General features: G+C 73.4%; 20 protein-coding genes. 16 read left to right on the forward strand and 4 right to left on the reverse strand.

Annotation, left to right across the window (positions count from 1 at the left end; all coding sequences use genetic code 11):
- Window positions 1-147 precede the first annotated feature (147 nt).
- The 3 genes from lepA to hemW are packed head-to-tail and all read left to right on the forward strand — an operon-like array spanning window position 148 to window position 3,855.
- Entirely contained in the window at window positions 148-1,998 is a 1,851-nt protein-coding gene (lepA, locus tag AC1RNL_RS04045) for a translation elongation factor 4 (protein WP_128188624.1), read from the forward strand.
- Window positions 1,999-2,011: 13 nt separating this feature from the next.
- Window positions 2,012-2,647 (forward strand): DUF1990 domain-containing protein, encoded by a 636-nt coding sequence (locus AC1RNL_RS04050; RefSeq protein WP_492934520.1) that lies wholly within the window; start codon window positions 2,012-2,014, stop codon window positions 2,645-2,647.
- A gap of 2 nt (window positions 2,648-2,649) precedes the next feature.
- The gene (gene hemW / locus AC1RNL_RS04055; protein WP_492934521.1) at window positions 2,650-3,855 is read left to right on the forward strand and encodes a radical SAM family heme chaperone HemW; all 1,206 of its coding nucleotides are present in this window, start codon (window positions 2,650-2,652) and stop codon (window positions 3,853-3,855) included.
- Between the two features lie 6 nt (window positions 3,856-3,861).
- On the opposite strand, the gene AC1RNL_RS04060 is transcribed toward hemW, so the two are convergent.
- Window positions 3,862-4,746 (reverse strand): DUF4870 domain-containing protein, encoded by an 885-nt coding sequence (locus AC1RNL_RS04060; protein ID WP_492934522.1) that lies wholly within the window; start codon window positions 4,744-4,746, stop codon window positions 3,862-3,864.
- Between the two features lie 217 nt (window positions 4,747-4,963).
- Between AC1RNL_RS04060 and hrcA the strand changes: the two genes are divergently transcribed.
- From hrcA to era, 8 genes are read left to right on the forward strand one after another with little or no spacing between them, the layout of a single operon-like run.
- Window positions 4,964-5,977 (forward strand): heat-inducible transcriptional repressor HrcA, encoded by a 1,014-nt coding sequence (gene hrcA / locus AC1RNL_RS04065; RefSeq protein ID WP_128188628.1) that lies wholly within the window; start codon window positions 4,964-4,966, stop codon window positions 5,975-5,977.
- Window positions 5,978-7,063 (forward strand): DnaJ C-terminal domain-containing protein, encoded by a 1,086-nt coding sequence (locus AC1RNL_RS04070; RefSeq protein ID WP_128188629.1) that lies wholly within the window; start codon window positions 5,978-5,980, stop codon window positions 7,061-7,063.
- Window positions 7,063-7,788: a 16S rRNA (uracil(1498)-N(3))-methyltransferase gene (locus AC1RNL_RS04075; protein WP_310124849.1), complete on the forward strand. Its 726-nt coding sequence runs from the start codon at window positions 7,063-7,065 to the stop codon at window positions 7,786-7,788. Before AC1RNL_RS04070 ends, AC1RNL_RS04075 begins: the two co-directional genes overlap by 1 nt.
- Window positions 7,789-7,812: 24 nt before the next feature.
- The gene (locus AC1RNL_RS04080; RefSeq protein WP_492934523.1) at window positions 7,813-8,157 is read left to right on the forward strand and encodes a histidine triad nucleotide-binding protein; all 345 of its coding nucleotides are present in this window, start codon (window positions 7,813-7,815) and stop codon (window positions 8,155-8,157) included.
- A 34-nt stretch (window positions 8,158-8,191) separates the two neighbouring features.
- Entirely contained in the window at window positions 8,192-9,163 is a 972-nt protein-coding gene (locus AC1RNL_RS04085) for a PhoH family protein (protein WP_128188677.1), read from the forward strand.
- Window positions 9,163-9,639, forward strand: a complete 477-nt coding sequence (gene ybeY, locus AC1RNL_RS04090; protein ID WP_146356362.1) for an rRNA maturation RNase YbeY — start codon at window positions 9,163-9,165, stop codon at window positions 9,637-9,639. The genes AC1RNL_RS04085 and ybeY overlap by 1 nt, the downstream gene beginning before the upstream one ends.
- The gene (locus tag AC1RNL_RS04095) at window positions 9,639-10,916 is read left to right on the forward strand and encodes a hemolysin family protein (protein WP_492934524.1); all 1,278 of its coding nucleotides are present in this window, start codon (window positions 9,639-9,641) and stop codon (window positions 10,914-10,916) included. Before ybeY ends, AC1RNL_RS04095 begins: the two co-directional genes overlap by 1 nt.
- Window positions 10,913-11,818: a GTPase Era gene (era, locus tag AC1RNL_RS04100; RefSeq protein ID WP_146356358.1), complete on the forward strand. Its 906-nt coding sequence runs from the start codon at window positions 10,913-10,915 to the stop codon at window positions 11,816-11,818. Before AC1RNL_RS04095 ends, era begins: the two co-directional genes overlap by 4 nt.
- 12 nt (window positions 11,819-11,830) lie before the next feature.
- On the opposite strand, the gene AC1RNL_RS04105 is transcribed toward era, so the two are convergent.
- Together AC1RNL_RS04105 and AC1RNL_RS04110 are read right to left on the reverse strand one after the other, a co-directional pair.
- Entirely contained in the window at window positions 11,831-12,328 is a 498-nt protein-coding gene (locus AC1RNL_RS04105; RefSeq protein WP_492934525.1) for a DUF3592 domain-containing protein, read from the reverse strand.
- A 35-nt stretch (window positions 12,329-12,363) separates the two neighbouring features.
- A complete protein-coding gene (locus AC1RNL_RS04110) occupies window positions 12,364-13,143 on the reverse strand; it encodes an FkbM family methyltransferase (protein ID WP_492934526.1) in 780 nt (259 codons plus the stop codon).
- A 169-nt stretch (window positions 13,144-13,312) separates the two neighbouring features.
- On the opposite strand from AC1RNL_RS04110, the gene AC1RNL_RS04115 reads away from it, so the two are divergent.
- From AC1RNL_RS04115 to AC1RNL_RS04135, 5 genes are all read left to right on the forward strand, one after another.
- A complete protein-coding gene (locus tag AC1RNL_RS04115) occupies window positions 13,313-14,533 on the forward strand; it encodes a sensor histidine kinase (protein WP_492934527.1) in 1,221 nt (406 codons plus the stop codon).
- Window positions 14,530-15,177: a response regulator gene (locus AC1RNL_RS04120; RefSeq protein ID WP_246991301.1), complete on the forward strand. Its 648-nt coding sequence runs from the start codon at window positions 14,530-14,532 to the stop codon at window positions 15,175-15,177. The genes AC1RNL_RS04115 and AC1RNL_RS04120 overlap by 4 nt, the downstream gene beginning before the upstream one ends.
- Before the next feature lie 177 nt (window positions 15,178-15,354).
- Window positions 15,355-17,118, forward strand: coding sequence for a 2-isopropylmalate synthase (leuA, locus tag AC1RNL_RS04125; RefSeq protein WP_364194198.1), 1,764 nt, complete (start codon window positions 15,355-15,357; stop codon window positions 17,116-17,118).
- Window positions 17,119-17,121: 3 nt separating this feature from the next.
- Window positions 17,122-17,853 carry a DNA repair protein RecO gene (recO, locus tag AC1RNL_RS04130; RefSeq protein WP_128188640.1) on the forward strand — a complete coding sequence of 244 codons (732 nt, stop codon included), beginning with the start codon at window positions 17,122-17,124 and terminating at the stop codon, window positions 17,851-17,853.
- Entirely contained in the window at window positions 17,850-18,629 is a 780-nt protein-coding gene (locus AC1RNL_RS04135; protein WP_146356344.1) for an isoprenyl transferase, read from the forward strand. Before recO ends, AC1RNL_RS04135 begins: the two co-directional genes overlap by 4 nt.
- Window positions 18,630-18,636: 7 nt before the next feature.
- Here AC1RNL_RS04135 and AC1RNL_RS04140 read toward each other — a convergent pair whose 3' ends face one another.
- The gene (locus tag AC1RNL_RS04140) at window positions 18,637-19,245 is read right to left on the reverse strand and encodes a nucleotidyltransferase domain-containing protein (RefSeq protein WP_146356342.1); all 609 of its coding nucleotides are present in this window, start codon (window positions 19,243-19,245) and stop codon (window positions 18,637-18,639) included.
- Window positions 19,246-19,332 lie beyond the last annotated feature (87 nt).

Genomic DNA, 19,332 nt, shown 5'->3' on the forward strand with positions numbered 1-19,332 from the left:
GCGACGGGCGCGCAGGAGAAGGGGAAGCCAACGGATGACTCTACCAGCGGCCGCGGCCCGCTCGCAACGCGGCCGACCGCATCCGCTGTGGAAGAATGGGACCTTCCGCACCCAGCTCCACCGAGCCCATCCCGACGAGAAGGACCCGTGAGCCCCCGAGCCTCCAAGGCACTCGAGCCTGCCTCGACCGATCCGGCGAGGATCCGCAACTTCTGCATCATCGCCCACATCGACCACGGCAAGTCGACCCTCGCCGACCGGATGCTGCAGCTGACGGGCGTCGTCGACGACCGCTCGATGCGCGCCCAGTACCTCGACCGCATGGACATCGAGCGCGAGCGCGGCATCACGATCAAGTCGCAGGCCGTGCGCATGCCGTGGGAGCTCGACGGCGAGACCTTCGCGCTCAACATGATCGACACCCCGGGCCACGTCGACTTCACCTACGAGGTGTCGCGCTCGCTCGCCGCGTGCGAGGGCGCGATCCTGCTGGTCGACGCCGCGCAGGGCATCGAGGCGCAGACCCTCGCGAACCTGTACCTGGCGATGGACAACGACCTCGAGATCATCCCGGTGCTCAACAAGATCGACCTGCCGGCGGCTGACCCCGAGAAGTACGCGGCCGAGATCGCGCGGCTCATCGGCGGCGACCCCGACGACGTGCTGCGCGTGAGCGGCAAGACGGGGGAGGGGGTGGATGCGCTGCTCGACCGGGTGGTCCGCACCGTCCCCGCGCCGGTCGGCGACGTCGACGGACCCGCGCGCGCGATGATCTTCGACTCCGTCTACGACGCCTACCGCGGCGTCGTCACCTACGTGCGCATGGTCGACGGCACGCTGCGGCCGCGCGAGCAGGTCGTGATGATGTCGACCGGCTCCAAGCACGAGGCGCTCGAGATCGGCGTCTCGAGCCCGGAGCCCATCCCGTCGAAGGGGCTGAGCGTCGGCGAGGTCGGCTACCTCATCACGGGCGTGAAGGACGTGCGCCAGTCGAAGGTCGGCGACACCGTCACGACCGTGAAGTCGCCCGCGACGACGCCGCTCAAGGGCTACGCCGACCCGAAGCCGATGGTGTTCTCGGGCCTCTACCCGATCGACGGCAGCGACTACCCGGTGCTGCGCGAGGCGCTCGACAAGCTGAAGCTCTCCGACGCGGCGCTCGTCTACGAGCCCGAGACCTCGGTGGCGCTCGGCTTCGGCTTCCGCTGCGGCTTCCTGGGCCTGCTGCACCTCGAGATCATCACCGAGCGCCTCGAGCGCGAGTTCAACCTCGACCTCATCGCGACCGCGCCGAGCGTGGTCTACCAGGTGCAGACCGAGGACCGGCAGACCCACATCGTCACGAACCCGAGCGAGTTCCCCGACGGCAAGATCCACTCGGTCATCGAGCCGATGGTGCGGGCGACGATCCTCGCGCCGAAGGACTACGTCGGCGCGATCATGGAGCTCTGCCAGACGCGCCGCGGCACGCTCGGCGGCATGGAGTACCTCTCGGAGGACCGCGTCGAGCTGCGCTACCGGCTGCCGCTCGGCGAGATCGTCTTCGACTTCTTCGACCAGCTGAAGTCGCGCACGCAGGGCTACGCCTCGCTCGACTACGAGCTCGACGGCGAGGAGGAGGGCGACCTGGTGAAGGTCGACATCCTGCTGCAGGGCGAGCAGGTCGACGCCTTCAGCGCGATCGTGCACCGCGACAAGGCGTACGCCTACGGCGTGCTCATGGCGGGCAAGCTGCGCGAGCTCATCCCGCGCCAGCAGTTCGAGGTGCCGATCCAGGCCGCGATCGGCGCGCGCATCATCGCCCGCGAGACGATCCGCGCGATCCGCAAGGACGTGCTCGCCAAGTGCTACGGCGGCGACATCACGCGCAAGCGCAAGCTGCTCGAGAAGCAGAAGGAGGGCAAGAAGCGCATGAAGATGGTCGGTCGCGTCGAGGTCCCCCAGGAGGCGTTCATCGCCGCGCTCTCGACCGGCGAGACGAAGAAGGACGCGAAGTGAAGGACGGATCGCAGTGAAGCCCATCCACGAGCGCGCCACCAACTACGGCGCCGTCGGCGCGACCGCCCACTTCGACTTCTCGCGCTTCCCCCCGAAGGGCTTCGAGGTCATCCAGCGCCGCGCGCGCATCGGCCACGGCCGGCCGCGCTACGACGCGGCCGTCGCGGCGCTGCGCACCTGGAAGGTGCAGCGGCTGTCGGGCATCGAGGTCGACGTCGTCGGCTCGGAGGAGGGCACCGTCTACCGCCCCGTCGGCTTCGACGGCACGGAGGCGACCCGTGCGGCGAGCATCGAGCCGCAGCAGGACTTCGGCCCCGACGGCGAGCCGTTCCTGCAGCCGGGCGACTCGATCGACCAGCGCGTGCGCGTGCTCGGCATGCAGATCCACGCCCCGATGCGCGTCATCGCGATCGAGGACGAGGCGAGCAGCCACGGCGTGATCCTCGGCACCCTCGAGGGGCACCCGGAGGCGGGCGAGGAGCGCTTCACGATCGAGATCGTCGAGGACGAGACCGTCTTCCTGCACTTCCGCGCGCTCGTGCGCGACGCGAAGTGGTGGGTGCGGCTCGGCTCGCCGATCGCGCGCGCGATGCGCCGCCGCTACCACGACCGCTACATGGACGTGCTGCGGTCGATCGACGTCCGCTGACGATGGGCAGGCTGCCGGAGGGCGAGGCCGCGCCGGCCGACGGCGCGCTGCCGCAGGGCATCGCGGTCGACGCGCCGTTCGGCGTCTACGTGCACGTGCCGTTCTGCTCGGTGCGCTGCGGCTACTGCGACTTCAACACCTACACCGCCGACGAGCTGCGGGGCGCGACGCGCGCGGGCTACCCGGCCGACGTCGCCGCCGAGCTCGCGCTCGCCGGCCGCGTGCTCGGGGCGCTCGGCCCGGTGCGGCCCGCGCAGACGGTGTTCTTCGGCGGCGGCACGCCCACGCTGCTGCCGGCCGACGACCTCGTGGGCATGCTCGCCGGGGTCGCGGATGCGTTCGGCCTGGCCGAGGGCGCGGAGGTCACGGTCGAGGCGAACCCCGACTCGATCGACGCGGGCGGGCTCGCGCGGCTGCGCGACGGCGGCGTCACGCGGGTGTCGTTCGGCATGCAGTCGGCGGTGCCGCACGTGCTCGCGGCGCTGGACCGCACGCACGACCCGGCGCGCGTGCCGCAGGTGGTCGCGTGGGCGCGCGACGCGGGGCTCGAGGTGAGCCTCGACCTCATCTACGGCGCACCCGGCGAGTCGCAGGACGACTGGCAGCGCTCGCTCGACGCGGCGGTCGCGATGGGCCCCGACCACGTCTCGGCGTACGCGCTCATCGTCGAGGAGGGCACGGCGCTCGCCCGCCGCATCCGGCGCGGCGAGCTCGTCGCGCCCGACGACGACGCGCAGGCGGCGATGTACGAGGCGGCGGATGCGACGCTCGGCGCAGCGGGATACACCTGGTACGAGGTCTCAAACTGGGCCCGCGGCGACCGCGTCGCCCGGCACAACCTCGCCTACTGGCGCGGGCACGACTGGTGGGGCTTCGGCCCCGGAGCGCACAGCCACGTCGGCGGCGTGCGGTGGTGGAACGTCAAGCACCCGGCGGCGTACCGCGACCGGCTGCTGGCCGGCGCATCGCCGGCGCTCGCGCGCGAGGTGCTCGACGACGAGACGCGGCGCGTCGAGCGGGTGCTGCTCGAGTCGCGCATCGCCGAGGGGCTCCCGATCGCGCTGCTCGACGACGAGGGCAGGCGCGCGGTCGCGGGGCTCGTCGCCGAGGAGCTCGTGGACGGCAGAGCCGCCCTCGCCGGCCGGGTGGTCCCGACGCTGCGAGGGCGGCTCCTGGCCGACGCCGTGGTGCGCCGGCTGCTGCCCTGAGCGGGCCTACTTCACCATCCGCCAGTTGAACGGGTAGCGGTACGAGCCGCCGCCGTTGACGCGCATCGCGCCGATGATCGAGAAGATCACCTGCAGCAGCGCCGGCACCCAGTAGAGCATCGGGACGATCGCACCAAGTCCGAACGTCACGATGGCGAGCACCGAGCCCAGCACCAGGATGGCGATCGCGAGGATCGTCATGAAGATGCCGAAGTTCAGCGCCTCCTTCGACTCCTGCTTCGCGAAGGCGCTGCGGTCCTTGTAGATCATGTAGACGATGAGCGGGCCGATCCAGCCGCCGAAGCCGCCGGTGACGATGGTCGAGAGCCCCGACAGGTGCCCCCACATCCCGGCGTTCTTCTCGTCGACGGGCGACATCGGCGCGGAGGTCGCGTACTGCGGCTGGCCGGGCGCGCCGTACTGCGGCTGCCCCTGCTGGGGCTGACCGTAGCCCGCGCCCTGCTGGCCGGGAGCGCCGTAGACCGGTGCGCTGCCGGGCTGGGCGAACGGCTGCTGCGCGCCGCCCTGCTGGCCGTAGCCGCCCGGCTGCTGCGGGGCCGACGCACCCTGGCCCGGCTGCCCCCACGCGGGCGGCGCCTGCGGCGCGGACGGCTGGCCGAGGTGGCTGCCCTCCGGCTGGTGCTGGCCGTGCTGCCAGTCCTGGCCGACCGCGGGCTCGTCGTCGGGCGTCCCGCTGAAGGCGGGCTGGCCGGGGGCCTGGTCGGCCGCCGGCGCGGTGAAGGACTGGGCGGGCTGGCCGACGCCGGGCGTGCCGGGCGCGGCGGGCGCGCTGGGGGCCGCGTGCTGCTCGTCCGTCACGGAGAAGCCCTCGGCGGGCTGGTCCGCGGGATCGTGCTGCCCCTCGCGGCGCGGAGCGTTGGGATCGGACATGACGTGCCTCTCGTGTCAGTTCGGACGGCACGCTGGGGCGTCCCGCTGTGCACATTGTGCGCCCGGGTGGCTGGGGATGGCATCCGAACCGCCGCGACCGGCCCCTCGGCGCGAGGCGGTAGGATTGGCAGTCAGCAGACGGGAGTGCCAGCGCGCGGGCGAGCGCCGCCGCGGCAGGGACGACGGGCGGTCGCCCGGACGACGAGGGGAGCGCGGCATGGTCTCGGATCGCGGCCTCGAGGTGCTGCGCGCGATCGTGCAGGACTACGTGGCGCTGCGGGAGCCCGTGGGCTCGAAGTCGATCGTCGAGCGGCACACCTTCGGCGTCTCGGCGGCCACGATCCGCAACGACATGGCGCTCCTCGAGGAGGAGGAGCTGATCGTCGCCCCGCACACCTCCTCCGGCCGGGTGCCGACCGACAAGGGCTACCGCGTCTTCGTCGACCGGCTGCAGCGCATGCAGCCGCTCACGGCGGCGCAGCGCGCCGCGATCCACCGCTTCCTCGACGAGTCGGTCGACCGCGACGACGTGCTCGCGCGCACCGCGCGCCTCCTCTCGCAGCTGACGAACCAGGTCGCGCTCGTGCAGGTGCCGCTCCGCCGGCCCGCGGCCGTGCGCCGGGTCGAGCTGGTGGCGATCGCCGAGACGCGGCTGCTCGCCGTGCTCATCCTCGACTCCGGCCGCGTCGAGCAGCGCCTGCTCGACGCGCAGCAGGCGATCGAGCCCGAGCAGGCCACGGCGCTCGGGCGGGCGTTCACCGAGACGCTCGCCGAGCTGCCGCCCAAGGAGGCCGCGTCCCGCCTCGCCGGCGCTGCCGCATCCGCCCCCGCATCCATCGCCCGCGCGACCGCCGCGGTCGCGCAGACGCTGACCGAGATGCTGCAGGCGGCGGGCGGCGACCGCATCGTGATCGCGGGCGCCTCGAACCTCGTGCGCGAGGAGCGCGACTTCCAGGGCACCGTGACCCCGGTGCTCGACGCGATCGAGGAGCAGGTGACGCTCCTGCGCCTGTTCCACGAGATGGGCGCCGAGGGCGAGGTCGCGACCCGCATCGGGCGCGAGCTCGCGGGACCGCTGGGGGAGGCGTCCGTCGTCGCCTCGACCTACAGCGCCGACGACAGCGAGGGGCACGTGGGCGTGCTGGGCCCGACCAGGATGGACTACGCAGGGAACATGGCCGCGGTGCGCGCAGTTGCGCGCTACCTGACGCGGCTGCTGAGCGAGGACTGAGTGACCGACCACTACGAGACGCTCGGCGTCGCACGCGACGCCGGCCAGGACGAGATCAAGAAGGCGTACCGGCGGCTCGCGCGCGAGCTGCACCCGGACGTCAACCCGAGCGCTGACGCGGCCGAGCGGTTCAAGGACGTCACGCACGCGTACGACGTGCTGGGCGACCCGCAGTCGCGCGCCGAGTACGACCGGGGGCCGAGCCTCGGCGGCGGCGCCTTCGGCTTCGGCGACATCTTCGAGCAGTTCTTCGGCGGCGGCCGCTCGGCCGGGCCGCGCTCGCGCCGGCAGCCGGGGCAGGACAGCCTGCTGCGCGTCGACCTCGAGCTCGCCGACGTCGTCTTCGGCGTGCACCGCGAGCTGCGCGTGCAGACCGCCGTGCTCTGCGAGACGTGCGACGGCGCGTGCACCGCACCGGGCACGAGCGAGGAGCGCTGCACGATGTGCGGCGGCTCCGGCCACGTGCAGCGCCAGGTGCGCTCGCTGCTCGGCAACGTCGTCACCACCCAGCCGTGCGCGGTCTGCCAGGGCTTCGGCAGCGTGATCCCGCAGCCGTGCCCCACATGCGCCGGCCATGGCCGCGTGCGCGCCGAGCGCACGATCCCGGTCGACATCCCCGCGGGCGTCGACACGGGCCTGCGCATCCAGCTCCCCGGGCAGGGCGAGGTCGGCGAGGCCGGCGGCCCCGCGGGCACGCTGTACCTCGAGGTCAACGTGCGGCACCACGACGTCTTCAGCCGCGCGGGCGACGACCTGCTCGGCACCCTCGAGGTGTCGATGCCGGATGCGGCACTCGGGGCGCGCGCGACGGTGGAGGGCATCGACGGGCCGGTCGACGTCGAGGTGCGCGCCGGCACGCAGTCGGGCGACGTCATCACGATCGACGACCGCGGCGTGACGCGGCTGCGCGGCGCCGGCCGGGGCGACCTGAAGCTCGGCGTGCAGGTCGTGACGCCGTCGCGCATCGATCGCCGCACCGAGGAGCTGCTGCGCGAGCTGCGGGAGCGCACGAAGGCGCCCGCGCCGCACCTGGCCGCGTTCAAGCAGGGCCTGTTCGCGAAGATGCGCGACCGCCTGCGCCTCTGATGGCCCACTGCTACTGGCACGACGCGCTCGCCGGGAGCGCGGCGGGCGACGTCGTCACGCTCACCGGCGAGGAGGCCCACCACGCCGCGGTCGTCTCCCGGATGCGCCGCGGCGAGCGGGTGCTCGTGAGCGACGGCCGGGGTGTGCTCGCGGAGGGCGTCATCGAGCGCGCCGAGCCGCGCGCGGTCGACGTCGTGCTGCACCGGGTCGAGGAGGTCGCGGCGCCGCGCCCGCGCATCGGCCTCGCGCAGGCGCTCGCGAAGGGCGACCGCGCCGAGCTCGCGGTGCAGGCCTCGACCGAGCTCGGCGTCGACGCGATCGTGCCCTGGCAGGCGCGGCGCAGCGTCGTGCAGTGGCGGGGCGAGCGCGGCGACAAGGCGCTCGAGCGCTGGCGCCGGGTGGTGCGCGAGGCGGGGAAGCAGGCGATCCGTGCGCGGCTGCCGGAGGTGGAGGGCGTCGTCGACACGGAGGGCCTCGCCGCGCTCGCCGGCGACTGGCGGCTCGTCGTGCTCGATCCGGCCGCGCCCGGCTCGATCGCCGACGTGCCGGTCGACCGCGACGTGCTGCTCATCGTGGGCCCCGAGGGCGGCATCGACCCGGCCGAGCTCGAGCGGCTCGATGCGGCCGGTGCCGTGCGGGCGCGGATGGGCGACCACGTGCTCCGCACCTCGACGGCGGGCCTCGCGGGCATCGCGGCGCTGTCGATGCGACTCGGCCGCTGGTGAGCGGGCCGCGGGTAGGCTGGGCCCATGGCTGAGCAGACCGTGTTCGAGAAGATCGTCGCGCGCGAGATCCCGGCGGAGATCGTGCTCGAGAACGACCGCATCATCGCCTTCAGCGACATCCACCCGCAGGCGCCGATGCACGTGCTGGTGGTGCCGAAGACGGCGCGCTACCGCGACGTCGTCGAGCTCGCCGCCGGCGACCCGGAGCTACTCGCCGAGATGGTGCAGATGGCGCAGGCCATCGCCCGGGAGCGCGCCGACGGCGACTTCCGGCTCGTGTTCAACACCGGCGAGCTGGCGGGCCAGACGGTCTTCCACGCGCACGCGCACGTGCTCGCCGGCTCGCTCGAAGAGGGCTCGCTTGCCTGACGCTTCCCAGTCGATCGAGATCGACGGCATCGAGATGGTGCGGCTGCTCGGGCCGCAGGACCGGCTGCTCACGCGCCTCGAGCGCGAGCACCCCGACGTGCGGGTCGCGGTGCGCGGCAACCTCGTCACGCTCGAGGGGCCGGAGGACGACGTGCAGGTCGCGACGCGGCTCGTGCAGGAGCTCGTCGACCTCGTGCGCCAGGGCGCGAACCTCAGCCAGACCGAGGTCTCCGAGGGCTCGCGCATCCTCCGGCAGGACTCCACGCGCAGCCTCTCCGACGCGATCGGCGAGGTCATCCTCACCTCGCGCGGGAAGTCGATCCGCGCCAAGACCGAGGGGCAGCGCTCCTACGTCGAGGCGATCGACCACCACACCATCGTCTTCGGCATCGGCCCCGCCGGCACCGGCAAGACCTACCTCGCGATGGCGAAGGCCGTGCAGGCGCTCCACCGCAAGGAGGTCAGCCGCATCATCCTCACGCGTCCCGCGGTGGAGGCGGGCGAGCGCCTGGGCTTCCTGCCCGGCACGCTCACCGACAAGATCGACCCCTACCTGCGGCCGCTCTACGACGCGCTCAACGAGATGATGGACCCCGAGCTCGTTCCGAAGCTGCTCGCGACCGGGGTCGTCGAGGTCGCGCCGCTCGCCTACATGCGCGGGCGCACCCTCAACGACTCGTTCATCGTGCTCGACGAGGCGCAGAACACGAGCCCCGAGCAGATGAAGATGTTCCTCACGCGCCTGGGCTTCGGCTCGAAGATGGTCGTCACGGGCGATGCGACGCAGGTCGACCTGCCCGCCGGCACCTCGGGCCTGCAGGTGGCGCAGCAGGTGCTCGGCCGCATCGACGACATCCACTTCGCCATGCTCACGAGCGCCGACGTCGTGCGGCACACGCTCGTCGGCGAGATCGTCGACGCCTACACCGAGCACGACCAGCGGGCGATGGCGCGCCAGGCGCGGCAGTCGCAGCAGTCGCACCACGCCCGCCGCGGGAGGCACTGATGGCGATCGACCTGCTCAACGAGACCGAGGCGACCGTCGACGAGGCGCAGCTCGTGCGGCTCGTCGCCTTCGACCTCGAGAAGCTCTTCGTGCACCCCGACGCCGACGTGTCGCTCGTGCTCGTCGACGTCGCCGCGATGGAGCAGCTGCACGTGCAGTGGATGGACGAGCCCGGCCCCACCGACGTCCTGTCGTTCCCGATGGACGAGCTGCGGCCCGGCTCGCACGACCGCCCGACGCCCGCCGGGCTGCTCGGCGACATCGTGCTGTGCCCCGAGGTCGCGCAGGCGCAGGCGGCCGAGGCCGGCCACAGCCTCATGGCCGAGCTCCGCCTGCTCACCACGCACGGCCTCCTGCACCTGCTCGGCTTCGACCACGCTGAGCCCGCCGACCGCGACGAGATGTTCACGCTGCAGGACCGGCTCCTCGCCGGCTTCGAGGAGCACGACCGGGCCACGCCGGGGCGCATGCCCTGATGTTCGAGACCGTCCTCTTCGTCGTCGCGGCGCTGCTCATCGCGTTCGGCGCCTGGCTCGCCGCGTGCGACGCGGCGCTCGGCGTCGTCTCGCGCGCCGAGCTGCAGATGTCGGCGATGACCGCGCGCCGCTCCCGGGCGATGCTCGCGATCGCCGACGACCTGCGCGGCCACCTGATGACGCTGCAGTTCGGCCGCATCATGTGCGAGACGATCGCGGCGGTGCTCATCACCCTCGCCGTCGACTCGCTCGTGACCGAGTGGTGGATCACGCTCCTCATCGCCGCGGGGGTCATGATCGTCGTCTCGTTCGTGCTCGTCGGCACGAGCCCGCGCGCCGTCGGCCGCACGCACGCGATCGCGCTGCTGCGCGCATCCGCCGGCTTCCTGCGCTTCTGGCGCGTGCTCATGGGGCCGGTCGCGATCCTGGTCGCGACGGTCGGCGACAAGGTCACGCCCGGCCGCCAGCGCGAGACCGCGTTCACGACCGAGGCGCAGCTGCTGTCGATGGTCGACGCGGCCGCCGAGTCCGACGTGCTCGAGGACGACGACCGCGAGCTCATCCACTCCATCTTCGAGTTCAACGAGACGCTCGTGCGCGAGGTGATGGTGCCGCGGCCCGACATGATCGTGGTCGACCGCGACACGACGGCCACGGATGCGCTGCGGCAGTTCCTCGACAACGGCCTGTCGCGCATGCCGGTCGTGGGGGAGTCGACCGACGAGGTCGACGGCATCCTGTACCTCCGCGACGTGGTGCGCAGCCGCACCTGGCGGCCCGACGCCACCGAGACCGCGGGCGAGCTCGCGCGGCCCGCCCTGCTCGTGCCCGAGTCGAAGAAGGCCGACGACACGCTCGCGCTCATGCAGGCCGAGCGCGTGCACGTCGCGATGGTCGTCGACGAGTACGGCGGCATCGCCGGCCTCGTCACGCTCGAGGACCTCGTCGAGGAGCTCGTCGGCGAGATCCACGACGAGCACGACCGCGGGCGCAGCGAGGTCGTGGAGGCGGGCGACGACGTGTGGCGCGTCTCGGCCAGGCTCCAGATCGACGAGCTCGGCGACCTGTTCGACCTCACGCTGGACGACGAGGACGTCGACACCGTCGGCGGGCTCGTGCAGAAGGAGCTGGGGCGCATCGCCGAGGTCGGCGACGTCGTCCACGTGCACGGCCTGCGGATCGAGGTGCGCTCGCTCGACGGGCGCGGCCGGAACGCGGGCGAGATGGAGGTGTCGCGCCAGGTCGCGGCCGCCGCGGAGCCCGAGGGGGCAGCATGACCGAGCAGCAGCAGGGCCCGCATCGCAGCGGGTTCGTCACCTTCGTCGGCCGGCCGAACGCCGGCAAGTCGACGCTCATGAACGCGCTGGTGGGCGAGAAGATCGCGATCACCTCGTCGAAGCCGCAGACGACGCGGCACGCGATCCGCGGGGTCGTGCACCGCGACGACGCGCAGCTCGTCATCGTCGACACCCCGGGCATGCACAAGCCCCGCACGCTGCTCGGCAAGCGGCTCAACGCGGTCGTGCAGACGACGCTCGGCGACGTCGACGTCATCTGCCTCTGCGTCCCGGCCGACGAGCCGCTCGGCCCGGGCGACCGCTACATCGACCAGCAGCTCGAGGGCTTCCCGCGTGCGCGCAAGGTCGCGGTCGTGACGAAGACCGACGCCGCCTCGCGCGAGCGCGTCGCCGCCCAGCTCCTCGCGGTGACGGAGCTGCGCGAGTGGGATGCCGTCGTGCCGCTCTCGTCGGTCGCCGGCACGCAGCTCGACGTGCTCGTCGACGCGCTCGTGGGCCTCTTGCCCGAGGGCCCGCCGCTCTACGAGGCCGAGACGACGACCGAGGAGCCGCTCGACGTGCGCATCGCCGAGCTCGTGCGCGAGGCCGCGCTCGAGGGCGTGCGCGACGAGCTGCCGCACTCCATCATGGTGACGATCGACGACATCGTGCGCCGCGAGGACCGCGACCTCACCGACGTCTACGCCAACCTGTGGGTCGAGCGCGACAGCCAGAAGGGCATCATCATCGGCCACAAGGGCTCGCGGCTGCGCCAGGTGGGTGCGGATGCGCGGGCCGAGATCGAGCGCATCGTCGGCACGCAGGTGCACCTCGACCTGCGCGTCAAGGTCGCGAAGGAGTGGCAGGGCGACCCGAAGCAGCTCGGCCGCTTCGGCTTCTGATCGCGCCGCGGCTCAGCGCCGCGCGCTCGACGCGTCGGCGGGCGCATCCGCCTGCTGCGCCGCGCGCCCGCGCAGCGCGCGCGTCACGAGCGCGGTCGCGGCGATGAGCAGGGCGATCGCCGACAGCACGACGCCCATCCCGGCGACCGGCGTCCAGCCGCTCTCGAAGCCCAGCACGACGGCGCGGTCCGGGTCGGCGGGGTCGACCGCGACCTCCACCGCGTCGCCCGCCCGGGCGACCTGCTCGTGGTCGGACTTGGCGACGACCGTGCGCTCGACCCCGTCGGGCCCGCGGTAGGCGACCACCACGTCGCGCTGCGACGCCCGTTGCGAGTCGGACGCCTCCACGACGGTGCCCGCGACCCGGTCGCCGGATGCGGCGAGCGCCTCGTCCGCCGCCACGCCGAGCTGGCCGACGGCGAGCAGCGCGGGTCCCAGCAGCGCGAGCGCCGCGAGCGCGAGCGCGGTCAGGAGCCGTCGGGGGCGGGGTCGTCGAGCGGGCTGCGGCACCGGGCGAGCCTACCTGCGGCCGAGCGGCAGAGCGCTCAGGCCGCGGCGCGGAAGAGGTAGTTGCGCGTGCCGAGCACGACGCGCTCCGCGGGCTGCCAGCCGTCGTCGCGCCACGTGGCCATCGCGTAGCCGCGCTCGCGCAGCAGCGCCGCGACCTCGTCGGCGGTGCGGCCGTAGCGCGCGAGGTGGCGGTCCTCGATCTCGAGCAGCAGCGACGGCATGTCGCGCTCGAGCACCGCGGCGGCGCCGTGCAGCACCTCGGGCTCGAAGCCCTCGACGTCGGCCGTGATGAAGTGCACGCGCTCGATCGACCGCGCGGCGCACACGTCGTCGATGGTCGTGACGGGCACGTGGATGCGCCGGGTGGCGCCCGGGCGCGCCGGCGCGGTCGTGGCGAGGCCGTCGGCGAGGTGCGCGTGGCCGCTGATCGGCAGGCCGAAGCGCACCGGCAGCACGAGCGGCAGGTGGCCGACGGTGCGGCCCATGCCGGAGTCGGAGAGCCGGATGTGGCCGGCGCCGGTCGCGCGCCGGGCGGCCGACAGCAGCGCCCGCGGGCGCGGCTGCGGCTCGAAGCTGTGCACGGCGCCGTCCGGGCCGACGAGGTCGGCGAGCGGGATCGAGTACATGCCGTAGGCGGCGCCCACCTCGAAGCAGACGTCGCCGCGCCGCACGAGGTGGTGGAGGCCGCGGATCTCGGGCTCGACGAGCCGCAGCCGGGCGGCGGCGCGCATCCCGGCGGCGGCCACCGCGAGCCGGGTGCGCGCACGGGTGCGCTCCGGCCGGTCGGGGGCCGTCTCGATCGCGGTGTCTTCCACGTGCCCTCGATCCTGTCGGGAGCTGCACCGGTGCAGCGAGGCAGAGCCTATCCGGCGCGGCCGCACGCGCGCGCAGGCGCGACCGGCCCGCGCGGGCGGCCTCCGCCGAGCGGATGATTCCCGGCGGGCGGGCCCGGACCGCGCCCGACGCCGCCCTACGCTGGCGTGCGTGACCACCGCATCCGCCGTCGACCCCCGGCGCCCCGCCGGCGGCGGGCGCCTCGACCGGCGCACGCTCCGCGCGGATGCCATCCTCGCCGCGGTCACGCTCGCCCTCCTCGGGCTGCCGATGGTGCTGATGGCGGCGCTGCCGATCGACACCCCGTGGCTGCTCGCGGCGGTCGTCGCCGTCGCCATGGTGGGCGCGATCCTCGTGCGCCGCGCCCGCCCGGTGCTCGCGCTCGCCGCGCTCACCGCGCTCGGGGCCGTGCACGTGCTGCTCGCCGCGCCGCTCTTCCCGGTCTGGTTCGCGGTGCTCGTCGTGCTCTACTCGGCGGGCCGCTTCTCGCGCTGGCCGGGCCGGCTCGCGGCCTTCGCGCTCGCGCTCGCCGCGTCGCTGCTCGCGTCGTACTGGGTGACCACCACGGGCGGGTTCGCGTCTCCCGGCGCGGCCGCGAGCGAGGTCGTGCGCCTCACGGCGATCCTCTGGATCCCGCCGATGCTGCTGTTCTCGATGGCGATCCTCGTCGGCTGGGGCGTCGCGGCGGCCGCCCGCACCGAGGCGGCGACGGTCGTCGCGCAGGTGTCGCAGCGGCGCGCCGACCAGGAGGAGGAGCGGGCGGCGCTCGCGCGCGACATGCACGACGTCGTCGCGCACTCGCTCGCCGTCGTCATCGCGCAGGCCAACGGCGCGCGCTACGCGGCCGATCCGGCTGTGAAGGACGCCTCGCTCGAGACGATCGCCGGCACGGCGAAGCACGCGCTCGGCGACGTGCGGCTGCTGCTCGAGCAGCTGCGCCACAGCGAGGCGCCCGACCCGATCGCGTCGCTCGACGGCGTCGACGTGCTGGTCGAGCGGATGCGCGCGGCCGGCCTCGACGTGCGGCTCGAACGGGCGGGCGGCCCGGTCGCGCTGCCGCGCACGGCCGACATCGCCGCCTACCGGATCCTGCAGGAGGCGCTGACGAACGCGCTGCGGCACGGCGACCGCGCCCAGCCGGTGCACGTGCGCCTGCTCGGCGGCGCCGGCGCGGTGATCGACGTGCACAACCGGATGCTCGCGATGCCCGGCCGCGCGGGCCACGGCGTGCGCGGGATGCACGAGCGCGCGCGGCTCGCCGGCGGCGAGCTGTGGTCGGGCATCGACGACGGCTGGTTCCGCGTGCGGGCGGCCTTCCCGGCGGGCATGCAGCACCCGTTGGCTGCCCCGGCGCAGGGAGGCCGCGCATGATCCGGGTGCTCATCGTCGACGACCAGGCGCTGTTCCGCAGCGGCATCCGCATGCTCGTCGAGTCGCAGCCCGACCTCGTGTGCGTCGGCGAGGCGGCCGACGGCGCGCAGGCCGTGCGCCTGGCCGACGAGCAGCAGCCCGACGTGATCCTCATGGACGTGCGCATGCCCGTGCTCGACGGCATCTCGGCGACCGACCGGATCGTGCGGGCGCGGCCCGGCGCGCGGGTCGTGGTGCTGACGACCTTCGACCTCGACGAGGCAGCGGCGCGCGCGATCCGGGCCGGTGCATCCGGCTTCATCCTCAAGGACGCGGAGCCCGAGCTCGTGCTCGCGGCGATCCGCACGGTGCACGCGGGCAACGAGGTCGTCGCCGCGAGCGCGACCCGCGAGCTGTTCAAGGCGTTCGGCCGGCAGCGCCAGGCGGCGCCGCCCGCGTTCGGCGGGCTCACCGAGCGCGAGCGGCAGATCTTCTCGCTCGCGGCGAAGGGGCTGTCGAACACCGAGATCGCGCGCACGGAGTTCGTCTCCGAGGCGACGGTGAAGACGCACATCTCGCGCATCCTCGCGAAGCTGGGGCTGCGCGACCGCGTGCAGCTCGTCGTCTTCGCCTACGAGCACGGGCTCGCGGGCGAGGCGGCGTAGTCCCCGTCCTGCGCCCGCGCGGCCGCGGCATCCTGCTCCGCGGATGGCGAGGGGTGTAGCCTGGACCCATGCAGAGCGTGCTGCTCCTTCCTCGCCGCGACGAGGCCTGAACCCCGGGCTTCCTCGTCGCGGAGGTCGTCCTGCCCGGACTTCAGGAGCAAGCGACAGGAGCGATCGATGAAGAACATGCAGCAGCCGTCCGGGATGCCGGCGCACCGCTACACCCCCTACCACGAGCAGATCAAGGTCGACCTGCCCGACCGCACGTGGCCCTCCAAGCGCATCGAGCGCGCGCCCCGCTGGTGCGCCGTCGACCTGCGCGACGGCAACCAGGCGCTCATCGACCCGATGACGCCCGACCGCAAGCTCGAGATGTTCCAGCTGCTGGTGCGGATGGGCTACAAGGAGATCGAGGTCGGCTTCCCGTCGGCGAGCCAGACCGACTTCGACTTCGTGCGCAAGCTCATCGACGAGCGGCTCATCCCCGACGACGTCACCATCCAGGTGCTGACGCAGTGCCGCGACCACCTCATCCGCCGCACCTTCGAGTCGATCGACGGCGCGAAGCAGGCGATCGTGCACATCTACAACTCCACGAGCGCGCTGCAGCGCGACGTGGTGTTCCGCTCCGACCGCGAGGGCGTGAAGCAGATCGCGATCGACGGCGCGAAGCTGTGCCTCGAGCTCGAGGGCATGCTGAGCGGCACGCAGGTCTTCTACGAGTACAGCCCCGAGTCGTACACCGGCACCGAGCTCGACTACGCGCTCGAGGTCTGCAACGCGATCATCGAGGTGCTCGACGCGCGCCCCGAGCGGCCCGTCATCATCAACCTGCCGGCGACCGTCGAGATGGCGACCCCCAACGTCTACGCCGACTCGATCGAGTGGATGCACCGCCACCTGGCGCGGCGTGAGTCGGTCATCCTGTCGCTGCACCCGCACAACGACCGCGGCACGGGCGTCGCCGCGGCCGAGCTCGGCTACATGGCCGGCGCGGACCGCATCGAGGGCTGCCTGTTCGGCAACGGCGAGCGCACCGGCAACGTCGACCTCGTCGCGCTGGGCCTCAATCTGCTGACGCAGGGCATCGACCCCGAGATCGACTTCTCCGACCTCGACGGCATCCGCCGCGTCGCCGAGCACTGCAACCAGCTGAAGGTGCACGAGCGCAGCCCGTGGGCCGGCGACCTCGTCTACACCGCGTTCTCGGGATCGCACCAGGACGCGATCAAGAAGGGCTTCGAGCGGATGGCCGCGGACGCCGCAGCGCAGGGCCGGAGCGTCGACGAGATCACGTGGGCCGTGCCGTACCTGCCGATCGACCCGAAGGACGTCGGCCGCAGCTACGAGGCCGTCATCCGCGTGAACTCGCAGTCGGGCAAGGGCGGCGTCGCCTACCTGCTGAAGTCCGACCACGGGCTGGACCTGCCGCGACGCCTGCAGATCGAGCTGTCGAACATCGTGCAGTCCCGCACCGACAGCGAGGGCGGCGAGGTCTCGAGCGCCGACATCTGGCACATCTTCACCGACGAGTACCTGCCCGCCGGACCCCACACCGCGGCCGAGCGGTGGGGCCGCTTCGAGCTGGTGGCGTTCGAGACGACCTCCTCGAACGACGGCGCGACGACCCTCACGGCGCGGCTCCGCGACGGCGAGAGCGTCCGCGAGGTGCGCGCCGCCGGCAACGGGCCGATCGACGCGATGCTGTCGCTGCTGCGCGAGGAGGGCGTCGAGGTGACGCTCACCGATTACGTCGAGCACACGATGGGCGCGAGCTCCGACGCGACCGCCGCCGCCTACATCGAGCTCGAGGTCGCCGGCGAGCGCGTCTGGGGCGTCGGGCTCGACCCGAGCTCGACGTCGGCGGCGCTGCGCGCGATCGTCTCGGGCGTCAACCGGGGCCTCCGCATCCACGACCGCAGGGCGATCCCGGTCGGCTGACCCGTGCCGACCTACCGCGACGAGGGAGTCGTCCTCCGCACCCACCAGCTGGGGGAGGCCGACCGCATCGTCACGCTGCTGACGCGCGAGCACGGCAAGGTGCGGGCTGTCGCGCGCGGCGTGCGGCGCACCTCGTCGCGGTTCGGCGGCCGGCTCGAGCCGTTCATGGTCGCCGACCTGCAGCTCGCGGTCGGCCGCAGCCTCGACATCGTCACGCAAGCGGTGACCCTCGGCTCCTACGCGCCGGTCATCGTCGCCGACTACCGCAGCTACACCGCCGCAACGGCGATGGTCGAGACCGCCGACCGGCTCACCGACGAGGACGGCTCGCGCCAGCAGTACCTGCTGCTCGTGGGTGCGCTGCGCTCGCTCTCGCGCGGCGAGCACGACCCGTCGCTGACGCTCGACTCGTACCTGCTGCGAGCCCTCTCGGTCGCCGGCTGGGCGCCGTCGTTCGCCGACTGCGCCGTCACGGGCGAGCCGGGGCCGCACCGCGCGTTCGTGCCGCAGCTCGGCGGCATGGTCGCCGACCACGCGGCGCCGCCCGGGGCGATGCGCATCGACGAGCCGACGCTCGCGCTCCTCGGCGCCCTGCTCACGGGCGACTGGGCCGCGGCCGAGGCGACCCCGCAGGGCGTCCGCACCCGCGCATCCGGCGCCGTCGGGGCCTACGTGCAGTGGCACCTCGAGCGGGGGCTGCGCTCGCTCGAGCACGTCGACCGAGGAGCCAGGTGAGCGAGACGCGGCCCATCGACTGGACGGGCGAGCAGCCGCCCGCGTACCCGGCCGGCAGCCTGCCCGCGCACGTCGCGATCATCATGGACGGCAACGGGCGCTGGGCCAACGCCCGCGGCCTCACGCGCACGCAGGGGCACGCCGCGGGCGAGGAGCGCCTGCTCGACGTCGTCGCGGGCGCCTTGCAGGTCGGGGTGCAGCACCTGTCGGTCTACGCCTTCTCGACCGAGAACTGGAAGCGCAGCCCCGACGAGGTGCGGTTCCTCATGGGCTTCAACAAGGACGTGCTGCGCCGCCAGCGCGACCAGCTCGACGCGTGGGGCGTGCGGGTGCGCTGGGCGGGGCGCCGGCCGCGCCTGTGGCCGTCGGTGATCCGCGAGCTCGAGGAGGCCGAGCGCCGCACCGCGGGCAACACGGCGATGACCCTGCAGATGTGCGTCAACTACGGGGGCACGCACGAGATCGCGGATGCGGTGCGCTCGATCGCCGAGGACGTCGCGGCCGGGCGGCTCAAGCCCTCCGCCGTCGACGACCGGCTCGTGCGCAGCCGCATGTACAACCCGGACGTGCCGGACGTCGACCTCTACATCCGCTCCTCCGGCGAGCAGCGCATCTCGAACTTCCTCACGCTGCAGGGCGCCTACGCCGAGATGGTCTTCCTCGACCGGCTGTGGCCCGACTTCACGCGGCGCGACCTGTGGCACGCGCTCGACCAGTACACGGGGCGCGACCGGCGCTTCGGCGGCGCGGTCGACGCGCCGCAGCCGACCGGCTGAGCGGCGCTCAGCCTGCGGCGAGCAGGCGCTTGCGCCAGGGGTGGTCCTCGGCGATGCGCTCGGCGAGCCACGCGCGGGCTTCGGCGTCGAGGGCCGGGAGCGCCTCGTCGAGCCAGGCGACGTCGGCCTGCTCGGCCGCGGCGTACGCGAGCACGATCTGCGGCTTGGCGTAGCGGATGCCGTCGACCGCCATCAGCGCGTCGTCGAGCGGCATCGTGACGGCGGTGTCGCGGCGGAAGCGCCAGGACTCGCTGTCGCTCGGGTCGAGCAGCACCTCGTACTCCCACTGCCCGTAGGCGCTGCGGCGCAGCCAGATGCTCGTGGTGCCGAGCGGCAGCACGTCGGAGTCGTGGGGGAGGAGCGGCTTCAGCGCGCCCTGGAAGGCGCACCACAGCTGCCACTTGCCGCCGAGCCAGCCGCGCAGCAGGCTCAGCTCGCTGCGGGGGATGACGAGGTCGATGTCGCCGTGCGGGCGGCTGCGCTCGAGCGCGCGGTCGAGGGCCCAGCCGCCGCCGATCCACCAGGTGCCGGAGTAGCCGTCGAGGAGCTCGGCCGCGTCCGCGGGCCAGCGCTCGGCCCAGGCGCCATAGAGCTCTCGCTGCTCATCGCTCTGCATCGGCCCTCCTCGCCGAGTCCTTCGGGGCGCTCGCGCCCCAAGCCTCGACCCTATCCCAGCACCGCATCCGCGCATCGCCCACATGCG

The organism is Agrococcus sp. GW821-FHT14H11 (assembly GCF_058803545.1).